Raw genomic sequence first — 14,699 nt, forward strand, 5'->3', positions numbered from 1 at the left:
AATGAGTTCCGCCTCGATGAAGGGGCGGAATTTACTCTTCTCTTTTCCAAAGTCCGTCGATACTTTTTATGTGAATCGTTTAGATGGATCAGTCTTTTCTTCCCAATCAGGGGTATTTTACCCTTACCAACACCAAGATTTTTATGCTATGGATTCCTTGTTTTTATCTCCTTTCAAAGAAGAAGAAATTTGGGATTTCCAATCCATTCCGCAAGTTCAGATGGGATTTCTTGGATTTTTAACCCTTCGTGGTTTCATTCGAGAAGATCTAGAATTACCAAAACTCCAAGTACGAGGTCTTTCGAAACACTGGCGTTCTTTCCTTGCAAAGGAAAATTTTTTAGGGAAACAAATACCTTGGGAAACTTCTGATTTTATTCCGAATTTGGTTGGAGAAAATCCAACACCTGAATCTGGTTTTGGAAAAAAAGGCCATTGGTCAAACGAGTTCCATTTTGAGAAACAAGAGGGAAATTCCACTTCTTTGTTTTTCATCGCAACGAACAAACAAAGTGAAACTGAAGTCGCTATCAGTGATTTAATGAAAGATTTTTTATTGTATTCCCAAACCAATCATTATTTGGAAAGAGCTTACATCCGCAAAGAAAACTCTAGTTATTTGTATCTAAACGCAAAAGAAACAAATCCAAGAGTATTTTACCGAGAAAATACTTCAGAATTTCCATCCTTTTTGTTTTTGGTGGCAGAGTTAAAAAATAAAACAGTTATTCTCCCAAATTAAGACCCATTAACACTTGTTTGAGTAAATTTGCCTTAGTGTCTAAATTGGTTGTTTCCAGAATGGTTTGTTTTGTTTTAAAATCAAAATAAATCAGTGAAGCAATAAAATCCACAGGAAATGGGTGAACTAAAATTTGGTTCATTTTTAAAATTAGGTCTTCCTCAGCACCTTCAGCAAGTAAGATTCGTTTGGTGAGCACTAACAATTCTTCTATTTTTTCTTTTAGTTCCTCGGAGACATTTTTATTCCGTTGGTGTTCTCGTTTGGATACTTGTGCGATATAAAAGGGTTCGGTGGAAGTTAAACTGACAATCTCTGCCGTTCCTAATCCCTCTAAAATAATATTGGATCTTCCATCAGGCAAAGATTCCTTTTGGATGATATGTCCAAACCCTACAACCTCAGGAATGGGAGGTAATCCATTTCCCAAATACCCTTTCGGATAAGGTGCCATTCCCATTTCTCCTCCATTTTCCAAACAAAAATCCAGTAACATTCTATACCTTGGCTCAAAGATATGTAAGGGTAAAAACATCCCAGGAAACAGAAATACATCTGGTAAGGGAAATAGAGGTAAGGGGAAGGTTGACACAGAGAAAGGTTTTAGATTCCATGTTTAGTTGTAAACCAATTCAAGGATTCGGCTTTGTTGAAAATCAAAAAATCTTTGCTACACCAAACCTTTGCCAAACTTTCCCAAATCAAAGTTCTCGTCATAGGAGATTTGATTTTAGATGAATACTTAATTGGATCAGTGGAAAGAATCTCTCCCGAAGCACCTGTTCCCGTTGTTTGGGTTAGAAGCGAAAAACAAACTTTAGGTGGATCTGGTAATGTTGTTCAAAACCTATCATCCATTGGAGTCAGAGGGATTGTTTTTGGAAGGATCGGGGAAGACAAAGCAGGTGAAAATTTAGAATCAATTTTACTTTCGTATTCAGTAGCAAAGGAAGACTTAGCCTTATTAAAATCCAAACAAATTCCCACGATTCTAAAAACGAGAATCATTGCCTCCCACCAACAAGTTTGCCGTGTGGACAGAGAAGAAATTGTCCCACTGACAAATGAAGAAGAAAAACAAATTCTGGAACGATTAAAAGATAAAATCAAAGAGGCTTCTGCTGTGATCCTCTCAGATTACGATAAGGGGTACTTAACACCTTCTTTGATCCAATCTGTGATTTCTCTTTGTAATGCAGAAAATAAAATTGTGACTGTAGATCCGCAAGTAAGCCATTTTTTCTTATACAAAAACATTCATATCATGACACCAAACCATCATGAGGCGGGTAAGGCATTGGGTAAAAAACTATCCAGTGATTCTGAAATTGAACTCGCTTGTCGTGAGATTTCAGAACGTATTACACCAGATGCGATGATGATTACCAGAGGGGAAAAGGGAATGTCAATTTATGAAAGAACATCCAATCGTTTTTACCATATCCCTACTGTCGCCAAAGAAGTATTTGATGTAACAGGTGCAGGTGATACTGTCATCACTACCTATACTGCATTTGTAGCAAGTGGGATGAGCATTGGAGAAGCAGCCCTTGTCTCCAATGTAAGTGCGGGGATTGTTGTTGGGAAATTGGGTGCGGCAACGGTGACACAATCTGAGATTGAAGAGGCTCTTCGGACTTTAGGTTATCTTGAGGAATCAAAATGAGTTTTTACGAGTCACTACAAAGTAAAATCATCGCACAAGACACCATCGAAACAAAACGTAAATCCCTAGAAGGGAAAAAAATCGTATTTACGAATGGTTGTTTTGATATTTTACATCCGGGCCATGTGAGTTACCTAGCTCAGGCTCGTGATTTAGGAGACTTACTTTGGATTGGTGTGAATTCTGATGAGAGTGTCAGAAGGTTAAAAGGGGAATCGAGGCCTATCAATTCCTGTGAAGACCGAATGATGGTACTTGCAGCTTTATCTTCCGTTGATTTTGTTTCTAGTTTTCCTGAAGACACTCCCTTAGAAATTTTAAAAAAAGTAAGACCCTCCATCCATTCAAAAGGTGGGGATTACCAAATTGAAACCCTCCCAGAATACAAAATTTTAAAGGAGATGGGTGCGGATATTCAAATTTTGCCATTTGTTTCCGGAAAATCCACTACCAAGATTTTAGAAAAAGCCAAATCCCCTTCCTAAACGTATTGATTTTGGACCCAAATCCCAACAGTCTGTAAAAAACATTCTTTTTTGAGGTCCAGTTTGTCCAAGACCAGATATATATTCATTACCGGTGGTGTTTCCTCTTCTTTGGGAAAAGGGGTCACTGTCGCCGCTCTCGGTTGTTTGTTAGAAGCCAGAGGTTATACCGTCTCTTTACAAAAAATGGATCCTTATATCAATATTGACCCAGGCACAATGAGTCCCTACCAACATGGGGAAGTGTATGTGACCGAAGATGGAGCCGAGACGGATTTAGATTTAGGTTATTATGAACGGTTCACCAAGTCAAAATTTTCCCGTAAAAATTCTGTATCAACCGGGCAAATTTACCATGCCGTCATCGAACGGGAACGGAAAGGGGATTACCTTGGAAGAACCGTACAAGTTGTACCACACATCACAAATGAGATTCGAAATCGTATTTATAACCTAACACGTGACCAAGAAACAGATTTTGTAATCGTGGAAATAGGAGGGACAGTTGGAGATATTGAATCCATTCCATTTTTGGAAGCAATTCGCCAAATGCGATATGAACATGGAAGTAACCAGGTATTATTTCTTCACCTAACACTTGTCCCAACAATTACGGCAGCTGGTGAAGCCAAAACAAAACCTACCCAACATTCAGTAAAAGAGTTATTGGCGTTAGGAATCCAACCAGATGTATTAATCTGTCGTATTAATAAACCAATGTCAAAAGAGATGAAAAATAAAATTTCTCTCTTTTGCAACGTAAAAGAACAGAATGTAATTTCAGCTGTCGATATTACAACATCCATTTATGAAATTCCTTTGATGTATCGAGAAGATAAATTGGATGAGGTTGTACTCAATGCACTTGGTATGGATTTACGGAAACTTAATTTTTCCCAATGGGAAAATATGGTTAAAAAAATTCGTAATACAAAAAAGACCGTAAAAGTGGCGTTAATTGGGAAATACATTTCCTTACAAGATGCATATCGATCCGTTTATGAATCCTTGGCTCATGGTGGAATTGCCAATGATGTAGAAGTGGAAGTTGTTAAAATTAATCCAGAAGATATTGACTCCAAAAATACCAAAGAACTTTTAAAAGGAGTTCATGGAATTCTGGTTCCAGGTGGGTTTGGAGAACGTGGGATCGAAGGAAAAATTGCTGCCATTCAATATGCGAGAACCAAACAGATTCCATTTTTTGGAATTTGTTTAGGAATGCAATGTGCAGTGATTGAATTTGCACGCCATGTTTTAGGTTTCAAAGATGCCAATTCAACTGAATTCAAACCAAATGTTGAATACCCTGTGATTTCAATGATTGAAGAACAAAAAGAAATCGAACGTATGGGTGGAACCATGCGCCTCGGTGCCTATCCATGTGTTGTCAAAAAAGGTACACTTGCTTATTCCGAATACAAAGCTGACCGAATTTCAGAACGTCACAGACACCGTTTTGAATTTACACTTCGATTTAAGGATGATTTTGAGAAAAAAGGAATGAATTTATCTGGTTTTTCACCTGATGGTAGTTTGGTGGAAATTGTCGAAATTCCAAACCATCCTTGGTTCATTGGTGTTCAATTCCATCCAGAATTTCAATCGAAACCAACAGATCCACATCCACTCTTTGCAGGTTTTATTAAAGCTGCATCGAAATTAGCGAAAAAATCGGAGGATTAAGATGTACGATTTAATTGAAGAAAGAGAATTTTTTGGAAAAAAAATCGGAGGTCGTCAGCCGTTTTTTTTAATCTCTGGGCCTTGTGTGATGGAGAACAAAGACTTACTTGATCGAGTTTGTGGTGAAATGAAAGCCATCTGTGATGAGTTAGGGATTGTTTATATATTTAAATCTTCTTTTGACAAAGCCAATCGTTCTTCTATCAATTCTTATCGAGGTCCAGGTTTGGAAGAAGGACGCAAACTCCTCGATTTTATCAAACATAAATACAATGTACCTGTTTTAACGGACATCCATGAAACCATACAAGTGGATCCATTAAAAGACACAGTGGATATCTTTCAAATTCCGGCTTTTCTTAGCCGCCAAACTGACCTTATCGCCAAAGCTGCAGAAACGGGGAAATGGGTGAATGTGAAAAAAGGTCAGTTTATGGCACCTGATGACACTAGGCATATCAAAACAAAAATACAAGAGTCTGGATCCGAAAAGTACATGGTCACCGAACGTGGTGCGAGTTTTGGGTATGGAAACCTTGTGTTTGATTTACGAGGCATTCCTATGATGCATAAACATGGAATTCCCATTGTATTTGATGGTACCCATTCCGCACAGTTACCTGGTGCTGCTGGCAACATAACAGGTGGTTTACGAGAATTCATCCCTCATATGATGCGTGGAGCGGTTTCTGTAGGAGTAGAAGGACTTTTTATGGAAGTCCACCCTGATCCTGAAAAAGCTTTATCGGATGCAACAACCCAATTTCCTTTGGCCAAAGCAAAAGTTTTACTCACTCAACTTTTAGAATTGGATCGTTTGGTTAAAACGAAGTTCTTAGAGGACTAGTCCGTTTCCAATGAAAACGAAGGTATGGATAATATGTTTCCTCTTGGTTTTTACATCATGTAAAGACAAGGAATACCTTCGGATTGAAGTCGAAAAGGAATCAGGATCCATGGTTTCGATGAGAAACTTTAGTCGCGCTTCTTACAAAGAATCTGGTGAATTGGAATGGAAACTAAAAGGAGCAGAATCGTATATCTTTCCCAAAGAAAACAAAACCATCGTGTATGGATTTGAATTCAATCAGTTTGAAAAAGGAAAGGTTACGTCTCTCATGACAGGGAATCGAGGCGAGATCAACCACCAAACCAAAACGGTTGTTTTAGAGGGGAAAGTTCGCCTAAGAACCAATGATGGAAAATTTATCGAATCAGAATCTCTTACTTATAATTTAGAAGAAAAAACTCTCGCTTCAGAAGCGGATGTCCTTGTATATTCGGATGGAACAACCATTCGTGGGAAAGGATTGCGAGCAGATAAAAGTTTAAATAAATTCACCATCATCCATCCAAAGGCAGTCAGTGTCGGTGGATCCAATCCGCTGAAGGAAAAACCATGAGACGATTGGTAGTCGTGTCTATATTCTTTGGATTTGTATTGCAATTAAAAACATCGCCGATTCCTATTTTGTATGGGAACGATGATTTTTTTAAAGCAGATGAGACAATCCTAAAGAACGAAGAGAAAAAATCGAAAAAAGATAAAATCCCAATCATTTGGGGAGGCAGTAGTCTCACACAAGAAGAAAGAGTGATCAATGGATTTCCGGTAAAAGTTTTTATCTTAGGTGGAGGTGCTTATATCATGCATAAGTCCATCAAACTCAGTGCTAAGGAAATCGAAATCATTGGAGAAGAGGCACTCATTGGAAACCTAAAAGGCCAAGTGATTGTTGAAGACTTTCAGAATGGAGTGACACTCACCGCAACAAAAGGTCTATACGATAAAGTTGCTGGCATAGTTAGTTTGGAAAATCACCCAGTCCTAACTCAAAAAAAAGATGGAAAATTAGTTCGCATTCAATGCCAATCCATCCTTCGAAATTTAGAAGAAGCCAAAACAACTCTCGCAGGAAAAGTAGTCGTTACCTCGGAAGAATTCCAAGTGTTTGGCGAAGATGCTGTTTTTTCTGAAAAAGAAGACCGTATCGACTTAAAAGGAGAGCCGTTTTTGTTCTCAGAAAATCGTTTTCTCATCGGACAGACTCTTTCTTATTTTGTGAAAGAAGGAAGTATCCAATTGGATGGTGATGCAACCATCTACCAAGTGAGTTACGAAAATAAAAAAGATAAAGAAAAAGATACGGTCTCCAAAGAAAGAGTCATCACTTTGTTTTCGGGTAAAACTTTGACTCATTTAAATAAAGGCAAAGAAACTGTTACTTCTATGAATGGTGATGCATTTATGTACAGGAAAAATTCTGAATTTAAAGCTGATCTATTGGAAAGTAGGAAAAGTAATAAAGAAATTAAAGCTACGGGTAACGTAAGTTATTTGGATAAAGAAAATGGTTATCGAATGGAGGGAGGGATCCTTTTTTATGATAAAGAAAAGGGTTATTCTTATTTAACAGAAACTCCCAAAATTGTTTTTTTAAATAAAAAAGATTTAGTAGAACGTGGACAATTAACATCTGTCTTTATTGAAAGATTTGATGATAAAAATGAAACAGTTGCCAGAGGTGATGTGCAGGTAGAAACACAATCCGCAAAAGCCACTGGAGAGTTTGCCACATATTTTGAAAAAAAAGATGAACTTGTATTGGAAGGAAATCCAACCCTTGTAAGAGACTCCACAAAAGTGTCAGCTGGGAAAATCATCTTGTTTCCAAAATCGGACAAAGCCTTGTTAACTGATGGGCTAAAGGTAATCCCGAATGGTGAAAAAAAGTAAAGTAGCGGATAAAAAGAAAGAACTCGATCCAAATGTAAAAACGTTTAGGATGGAAAATCTGGTTAAAATCTATAACAAACGTAAGGTTGTAGATGGTGTCAGCTTTTATATCCGAAAAGGTGAAATTGTAGGTCTTCTTGGGCCCAATGGTGCCGGAAAAACGACAAGTTTTTATATGAGTGTTGGCTTTGTGACTCCCGATGAAGGCCATGTATTTATCGATAACGAAGACCTAACGAAAGCTCCAATGCACATCCGTGCTCGGATGGGAGTTGGTTATCTTGCCCAAGAGGCAAGTATCTTTCGTAAACTGACAGTTGCCGAAAATTTGGAAGCAATTTTGGAAACGATGAATTTACCTGGAGATGAAATTATCCGTCGTCGGGATGAACTTCTCATGGAATTACAAATCATGCGAGTGGCAAACCAAAAAGGATATACTCTTTCTGGTGGAGAAAGACGGAGATGTGAAATTGCAAGAGCACTTGTCACTAACCCCGACTTTATTCTGTTAGATGAACCGTTTGCGGGTGTTGACCCGATCGCTGTAAAAGATATACAAAATGTAATCCAATCCTTAAAAGAAAGAGGTCTTGGGATTTTAATTACAGACCATAACGTTAGGGAAACATTGAAGATTACAGACCGGGCTTACATCATGTATAGTGGTAGGATCTTAATATCCGGAACTGCGGATGATCTCATCAACGATCCAGAAACGCGTAGAATTTATTTAGGTGAGGATTTTAAACTTTAGATGAAACTCGGGGCTTCACTTTCACAACGCCAAACGCAAAAACTGGTGATGACCCAGGACTTACGTCAGTCCATTGAACTATTATCTTTATCAACTTTAGAATTATCAGACAAAATACAAAACGAATTATTGGAAAACCCACTCCTTGATGAAGTGGGAGTAGATGAAAAATCTAAAATGCCAGAGCTTTTTTCCATTGATGAAGTAAAACGATTGGAAAAACTCAATCACGAAAAAAGTACAGATGTTAATTGGCAAGATAGTTATTCTTTAGAAGGCCCACGAACCTATGATACCGAAGCGAGTGATCGAAATCAAAAATACATCGAATCTTCGACACGAGGGGAAACTTTAGAAGAACACTTACTGAACCAACTGCGTCTCATCAAACTCACAAAATTGGAATTTGAAATTGGTGAAGTGTTAATCAGTATGATCGATGAAAAAGGTTTCATCACTGATGATTTGTCACTTGTATCGAAAGAAATGGGTTATCCTGAGGCTAAAGTTCGTAGGGTTTTGCAAGTGATCAATGAATTGGACCCAATTGGAATTGGGGCAAAAGATATGCAGGAAACCCTTCTCATCCAAGGAAGGATTTTGTTTCCTGACAACATCGTTTTGCACCAACTGATAGGAGAATTCCTTTCTGATTTAGAAAAAGTTGATTATAAAAAAATCGCAAAAAATTTAAAAATCACAGAAGAAGATATTCTCAGTTTAGCTAGGTTGATAAAAAAATTAGAACCATACCCTGCAACAACCTACCAAGGTAGAAAAATTGATTATGTTGTTGCCGATGTTGTTGTGAAACAAGTGGGAAACGAATTTAATATTTTTATCAATGATGAATGGTTACCAAAACTCACAATCCAAGAAGAATACAAAGAATTATTAAATCATAAACTCCCTCCCAAAGAGAAGGAATACTTTCAGACAAAGTATAGTTCCGCGCAGTGGCTCATTAGGTCCATCCAACAGAGAAGGCAAACCTTACAAAGAGTTGTTAGTTGTATCATCGATTTCCAAGTTGATTTTTTTAGAGGAGGGATTGGATTTATCAAACCTCTCACACTCAAAGAAGTTGCTGAAAAACTGAACTTACATGAGTCAACAATCTCTCGTATCACCACCAATAAATACATCCAAACCACTTGGGGAATTTTTGAATTGAAGTGGTTTTTTTCCTCTGGTGTAAAATCCGCAGAAGGTGGAAAAGAAAGTTCTAAAAAAATACATGAAATCATTCGAAATTTGGTCAAAGAAGAAGATGAAAACAATCCTCTTTCCGACCAAGACATCGTGGAACTGATGGAGAAAAAAGGTATTGAAATTGCGCGTAGGACTGTGGCAAAATACCGTAAGGTCTTACGCATCCTTCCATCCAACGAAAGAAAGCGAATCAGTTCACTCAAGGGGTAAACGATGCCAGTTCCAGGAATTACAGTGGAAACCATTCTTCGAGACCATGAAGACTTACAACTTGTATTGATTACTGGTGAAGTTGGACTTTCGAATCGAATTAATAGTGCTGAAATCAATCGACCTGGTCTTTCCCTTACAGGATTTTTTGATTTTTTTGCCAATGACAGAATCCAAATTTTAGGCAAAGGAGAATGGGCGTATCTCAATTCTTTGTCACAAGAGAAACTAAACGAAATCACTGATAAGTTTTTTGAATTTCATCTCAATTGTATCATCTACACACATGGGAATGAACCACAAATTCCTTTTGTGGAAAGAGCCAAAGAAAAAGGAATTCCCTTATTCAAAACGGAAATTGCCACTCATCGTTTCATTACTTTGATTTCACAGATTTTGGACCGTGCCCTCGCACCAAGAACTATGCGCCATGGTGTACTCATTGAAGTGTTTGGGATTGGAACCTTACTCACTGGTCGTTCGGGTGTAGGTAAAAGTGAAACTGCTCTAGAACTCATTGAAAGAGGCCACCGTTTAGTCGCTGATGATATGGTTGAGATCAGGCGTCTCAGTGAAAGTTATTTGATTGGATCGTGTTCTGATTTACTCCGCCACCATATGGAAATTAGAGGATTAGGGATTCTTAATATCAAAGATCTGTTTGGTGTTGGATCTGTTAGGGATCATAAACTCATAGAACTCATTATCAATCTAAAAGAATGGGAAGAACAAACTTCTGGAGATTACGAAAGAACAGGTATTGAACAGAGTATGGAAGAAATACTTGGCGTATCAGTTCCTTATATCGAAATCCCAGTCAAACCAGGTCGAAATATTCCTATCATCGTAGAAACGGCAGCCATGAACCAAAGGTTACGTAAGATGGGAAAAAATAGCGCAAAAGAATTTTCCAATAAACTCAATACCTATATCCAGCAGAGCACCATTGAAACAAATCCAATTAAAGATTAGAGAAGATAGTACAGGACTCCATGCAAGACCAGCATCTTTATTTGTAAAGGTAGCTGCCAGTTTTCCCTGTGAAATTTTTGTCATGAAGGATGACATCGAAGTGAATGGGAAATCGATTATGGGTCTTATGATGCTTGCTTTAGGACCAGGAACTGTGTTTTCCGTAAAAGCAGATGGAAACAAGGAGGAGGAGGCATTACAAGCTTTAGAAACTCTTGTAACTCATAATTTTGAAACAAATGCCAAGTAAATTCTCTCGTTTCTTGCCATCTCTTTCTGACGAAAATCGTTATTATTTACGCGATATTTTTATCTTTTTTTTGACGTTAGCCATCTCCGTTGGTTTTTCGGAACTTGTTTTCTTCAGGGAAGAAGAAGATATATCTTTTTATTCCAAATTAGATACTTACGTCTTCATTCTCATTCCGTTTTTTATTCTCTCTTTGATATTGAGTTATATCTATAGGAATCGCAGAAATCGTGAAACTGGTAAAATTCGAAGTTCCATCCGCTATCGACTCACACTTGCGTTTCTATTTGTTGCACTTGTTCCTTCTTTACCTATTTTTATTCTGTCATCTAACCTAACCGGAAGGCTCATTGAAGGTTTTTATCGAGTTGATATATCGAATGCGTTACGTTCCGCAAATTTACTTGTCCACCAGGTAGAGAGAGAAAATCAAAATTCCTTTTTGGAACTAGTCTCTAAGTTTCGTTCGGGTTTACTCCGTGAAAAATCGGATGGATTTATGATTTTTCAGAACGGTATCAAAGATGGACTGATTGAAAAAAATGAATACTACTTAGGTTACCGTGAAAAAAATAAAATTCAATTTGAATCCAAAAATTTATTTCGTCAATTTTCAGCTTTGGAGTTTGTAGAATCCAACAAAATTGGAATCTTCTTAAGTCGCTATTATGATCCAGAGAAATCCTATTTAGTTGCAAAATTTAATTTAGAGAATGACCGAACTGTCATTATTGCAGAACGAATCCATAAAGGAATGGAGTCAGATGTATTAAATATCATTAATGCAACTTCAACTTATGAAAAGGTGAGTTTGTGGAAGGAAAAAATTCCGTTTAGTGTTCGCATGACGATTGCTAGTTTTTCATTCTCCATGTTTCTAATTGCGATATCATTTTCCTTTTTATTTGCAAGGCGCATTTCCAAACCCATTATCGATTTGGCAAATGCTACAAAGAAAGTTTCTCTTGGCGAATCTGATGTTCGATTAGAAAAAACAGAAGAAGGAGAAATGGGCATTTTGATTGATAGTTTCAATCAAATGGTAAGTGATTTAAAAGCAAAATCCGATGAGCTCATGCACACACAAAGGATTGCCGCTTGGAAAGAAGTAGCACAACGGATGGCACACGAAATCAAAAACCCACTTACACCCATCCAACTTTCGGCACAAAGGATCCAACGAAAATTCCAAAATCCAAAAAAAGAAAATTTAGAATCAGTGATTTTTGATGCAACGGAAACCATCATCGGCCAGGTACGTGTTCTGGAACATTTGGTGAAGGAGTTTAGCGAATTTGCAAGGATGCCTGTTCCTGTCCTCATCAACCAACACATCAATCCAATCTTAGAAGAAGCAGTAGCACTTTTTCGAGATACCTCTGATATTGAATTTGAACTAAAATTAGCACAAAATTTACCAGAATTATTCCTCGATAAACGATTGTTTCTTGGTGTAATCAATAATCTTATTAAAAATGCAGTGGAAGCAATTTTGTCTCATGACAATGCAAAAGAAGAGATGGACATTTTGGAAACGAAACGTAAAAAAATTCGAGTCATGTCAAAACTGCAAAAAAAAGCACTGAGAAAAAGTGTCATCGTTGAAATTGATGATTCTGGTCCTGGTCTTAAGGAAGAATGGAGGGAAAAAATTTTTGAACCTTATTTTTCAACAAAGGAAAAACATGGATCTGGAATTGGTCTGACCATTGTCCAAAAAACAATCATTGACCACCATGGTCACATTTCAGTTGAAAATTCAAAATTAGGTGGATGTAAGTTTCGAATCGAACTTCCCTTGGAACTTTCCTAATGCAGAAATTGATTTATATATTAGATGATGAAAAAGAAATTCGTAAATCATTACGAGTCATTTTAGAAGACGAAGACTATCTTGTGGAAGATTTTTCAAATGGCAAAACATTAATGAAAGCTTTGTCAAAAGAGAGACCTTCCTTGTTATTATTGGATGTTTGGGTTGGAAAGGAAGACGGTTTGGTCATTTTAGATGAATGTAAAAAACTTTATCCTAGTCTTCCTGTAGTGATGATTTCCGGTCATGGAACGATTGAACTTGCCGTAAATGCTACAAAAAAAGGTGCAATTGATTTTTTAGAGAAACCATTGTCGATTGAAAAGGTGATCCAAACGATCGAAACATCACTTGAAAAAACAAAGGATTCTGAACTGCCAGATTTTCAACTTGAGGTAGATCAAATTTTAGGTGATTCACCGTCCATCACTCGTGTTAAGTTTTCTGTTTTCCAAGCAGCAGAAACCAATGCCCGCGTTTTTATCTTTGGGGAAAATGGTACGGGAAAGGAATTAACTGCCAGGTCAATCCATCAAAATTCAAAACGGAAAAATGAACCTTACATTGAATTTAATTGTGCCTCCTTACCGGAAGATACAATTGAACAGGAGTTATTCGGATCAGAGAATTTGCAAGGGGATCAAAACGAAATAAAAATTGGGAAATGGGAACTTGCCCAACATGGCACGCTCTTTTTGGATGAAGTTTGTGATTTGAGTTTATCTTTACAATCGAAGGTATTAAAAGTCATTCTCGACCAAAAATTGGAAAGAGTGGGTGGTAAGGAAACCATCCCTGTTGATGTCCGGATCATTGCTGCTACTAATTCAAATGTAGAGGAAGCAATCCGAGAAGGAAAATTTAGAGAAGATTTGTATTATGCACTCAATGTAATTCCAATCGAATTACCTCCGTTACGTGAAAGAAACCAAGATATTCCTCTGCTCGCGGAATTTTATTTGAGAAAATCGATCTCAAAAAACAATTTATCCGCTAAAACCATTGATCGAGAAGGTCTCGACGCTCTTTCCTCCCATTTCTGGCCAGGGAATGTCAGGGAACTTGCCAACATCATTGAACGATTGAGTATCCTTGTTCCAGGTGATACAATCCGTGCAAAAGATGTAAAAGAAGCACTACACGGATTCAAAAAAGCAAATGAAATGGTGGCAAGGGGAGACTTAAAACATGCAAAAGAAGAATTTGAGCGCCAATACATCATCAAAACCTTACAAATTTGTGAAGGGAATGTGACCCGAACGTCAAAAGCACTTGGGATCGAACGAACACATTTATACAGAAAATTACGATCTCTCAATATTTCTGTGGAACAATTGATAGAGGGATAATATGAACCAAAAATCGATCTTAGAAACATTCTCCGATATCTTAAAAGAAACAAAATTCCTGATTCAAAACCAATCTGTTTCCGTGTTTCGTTTTCAAAATGAAAAAGATCCTAATGATTTTGTATTTCCCTGGAAATCAAAGGTTCCAGAATCTTTGGAAATTCAGAAAAAACAACAGAAGGAAAACCAAAGGAAAAATAGAGAACTTATCAACTTTTCATGTACATTATGCCAAGGAAAACTAAGTGGAGTTAGGCAGTTTTTACACAAAGGACGTAAACCAATTTTGGTGTTACATTATTCTGGTGCTACCACAGCAAAAGAAAAACCATTCACAAAAACAAGACCCAATCAGATTTTTAAAGACAAACTAACGGAAATCAGTTGGGATGGGATTGTTAAAAAAGTATTTGGATTTACGTATGAAGAGTTTTATTATGAAGAGTATCCGGCTTGTACATTTTCTCATACGGATTCAAAGGATTCTGATTGGAACACTCGGTTGGAAAACTGCAAGTTTCATGTAAAAGAAACTGTGGAGGAATATGGAATCAAAGCAATCGTGATCTTAGGATCTTCTGCTAGGTTACTCTTTGGTGCGGACAAAGCAAAGGAACAATTGGGGAAAGTAATAGAATGGGAGTTAGGTGGAACGAAAATTCCATTGCTGACAACCAGGTCTCCAGAAGCTCTTGTTTTCCTTGGAGAAAAGGCAAAAAAAGCAGATTCCGAAACCAATCTTTTTCAGTATGGTAAAGAAAAACAAGACTTGGAAGATAGTTTTATCTCCCACTTATCCATTTTAAAACCTTATTTATAA

Annotated in this window: 15 protein-coding genes; 14 read left to right on the forward strand and 1 reads right to left on the reverse strand. The window is 37.3% G+C overall.

The window, feature by feature from the left end:
• Positions 1-16 precede the first annotated feature (16 nt).
• Positions 17-742, forward strand: coding sequence for an LIC11631 family protein (locus ND812_RS10685; protein WP_265375439.1), 726 nt, complete (start codon positions 17-19; stop codon positions 740-742).
• Here ND812_RS10685 and ND812_RS10690 read toward each other — a convergent pair.
• On the reverse strand, positions 726-1,277 hold the full coding sequence (locus ND812_RS10690) for an LON peptidase substrate-binding domain-containing protein (RefSeq protein ID WP_322113691.1): 552 nt from the start codon (positions 1,275-1,277) through the stop codon (positions 726-728). The genes ND812_RS10685 and ND812_RS10690 overlap by 17 nt on opposite strands.
• A gap of 111 nt (positions 1,278-1,388) precedes the next feature.
• Between ND812_RS10690 and rfaE1 the strand changes: the two genes are divergently transcribed.
• The 13 genes from rfaE1 (at position 1,389) to ND812_RS10755 (ending at position 14,699) form a co-directional block, all read left to right on the forward strand.
• Complete coding sequence (rfaE1, locus tag ND812_RS10695; protein WP_407658505.1) at positions 1,389-2,408, forward strand: D-glycero-beta-D-manno-heptose-7-phosphate kinase; 1,020 nt, start codon at positions 1,389-1,391, stop codon at positions 2,406-2,408.
• On the forward strand, positions 2,405-2,893 hold the full coding sequence (gene rfaE2 / locus ND812_RS10700; protein ID WP_265375441.1) for a D-glycero-beta-D-manno-heptose 1-phosphate adenylyltransferase: 489 nt from the start codon (positions 2,405-2,407) through the stop codon (positions 2,891-2,893). Before rfaE1 ends, rfaE2 begins: the two co-directional genes overlap by 4 nt.
• Before the next feature lie 63 nt (positions 2,894-2,956).
• On the forward strand, positions 2,957-4,579 hold the full coding sequence (locus ND812_RS10705; protein WP_108959054.1) for a CTP synthase: 1,623 nt from the start codon (positions 2,957-2,959) through the stop codon (positions 4,577-4,579).
• A gap of 1 nt (position 4,580) precedes the next feature.
• On the forward strand, positions 4,581-5,426 hold the full coding sequence (gene kdsA / locus ND812_RS10710) for a 3-deoxy-8-phosphooctulonate synthase (protein WP_108959055.1): 846 nt from the start codon (positions 4,581-4,583) through the stop codon (positions 5,424-5,426).
• Positions 5,427-5,436: 10 nt separating this feature from the next.
• A complete protein-coding gene (lptC, locus tag ND812_RS10715) occupies positions 5,437-5,982 on the forward strand; it encodes an LPS export ABC transporter periplasmic protein LptC (protein WP_265375442.1) in 546 nt (181 codons plus the stop codon).
• The gene (locus ND812_RS10720) at positions 5,979-7,316 is read left to right on the forward strand and encodes an LptA/OstA family protein (RefSeq protein WP_265375443.1); all 1,338 of its coding nucleotides are present in this window, start codon (positions 5,979-5,981) and stop codon (positions 7,314-7,316) included. Before lptC ends, ND812_RS10720 begins: the two co-directional genes overlap by 4 nt.
• 49 nt (positions 7,317-7,365) lie before the next feature.
• Positions 7,366-8,073 (forward strand): LPS export ABC transporter ATP-binding protein, encoded by a 708-nt coding sequence (gene lptB, locus ND812_RS10725; protein ID WP_135592366.1) that lies wholly within the window; start codon positions 7,366-7,368, stop codon positions 8,071-8,073.
• Complete coding sequence (rpoN, locus tag ND812_RS10730) at positions 8,074-9,495, forward strand: RNA polymerase factor sigma-54 (RefSeq protein WP_265375444.1); 1,422 nt, start codon at positions 8,074-8,076, stop codon at positions 9,493-9,495.
• Between the two features lie 3 nt (positions 9,496-9,498).
• Complete coding sequence (gene hprK / locus ND812_RS10735; protein ID WP_108959059.1) at positions 9,499-10,467, forward strand: HPr(Ser) kinase/phosphatase; 969 nt, start codon at positions 9,499-9,501, stop codon at positions 10,465-10,467.
• On the forward strand, positions 10,442-10,717 hold the full coding sequence (locus tag ND812_RS10740) for an HPr family phosphocarrier protein (RefSeq protein WP_265375445.1): 276 nt from the start codon (positions 10,442-10,444) through the stop codon (positions 10,715-10,717). Before hprK ends, ND812_RS10740 begins: the two co-directional genes overlap by 26 nt.
• Complete coding sequence (locus ND812_RS10745) at positions 10,707-12,530, forward strand: LIC_11548 family sensor histidine kinase (protein WP_265375446.1); 1,824 nt, start codon at positions 10,707-10,709, stop codon at positions 12,528-12,530. The genes ND812_RS10740 and ND812_RS10745 overlap by 11 nt, the downstream gene beginning before the upstream one ends.
• Positions 12,530-13,879 (forward strand): sigma-54-dependent transcriptional regulator, encoded by a 1,350-nt coding sequence (locus ND812_RS10750; protein ID WP_265375447.1) that lies wholly within the window; start codon positions 12,530-12,532, stop codon positions 13,877-13,879. Before ND812_RS10745 ends, ND812_RS10750 begins: the two co-directional genes overlap by 1 nt.
• Position 13,880: 1 nt before the next feature.
• Positions 13,881-14,699, forward strand: a complete 819-nt coding sequence (locus tag ND812_RS10755; protein WP_265375448.1) for a hypothetical protein — start codon at positions 13,881-13,883, stop codon at positions 14,697-14,699.

It is taken from the genome of Leptospira limi, assembly GCF_026151395.1.
Lineage (GTDB): Bacteria > Spirochaetota > Leptospiria > Leptospirales > Leptospiraceae > Leptospira_A > Leptospira_A limi.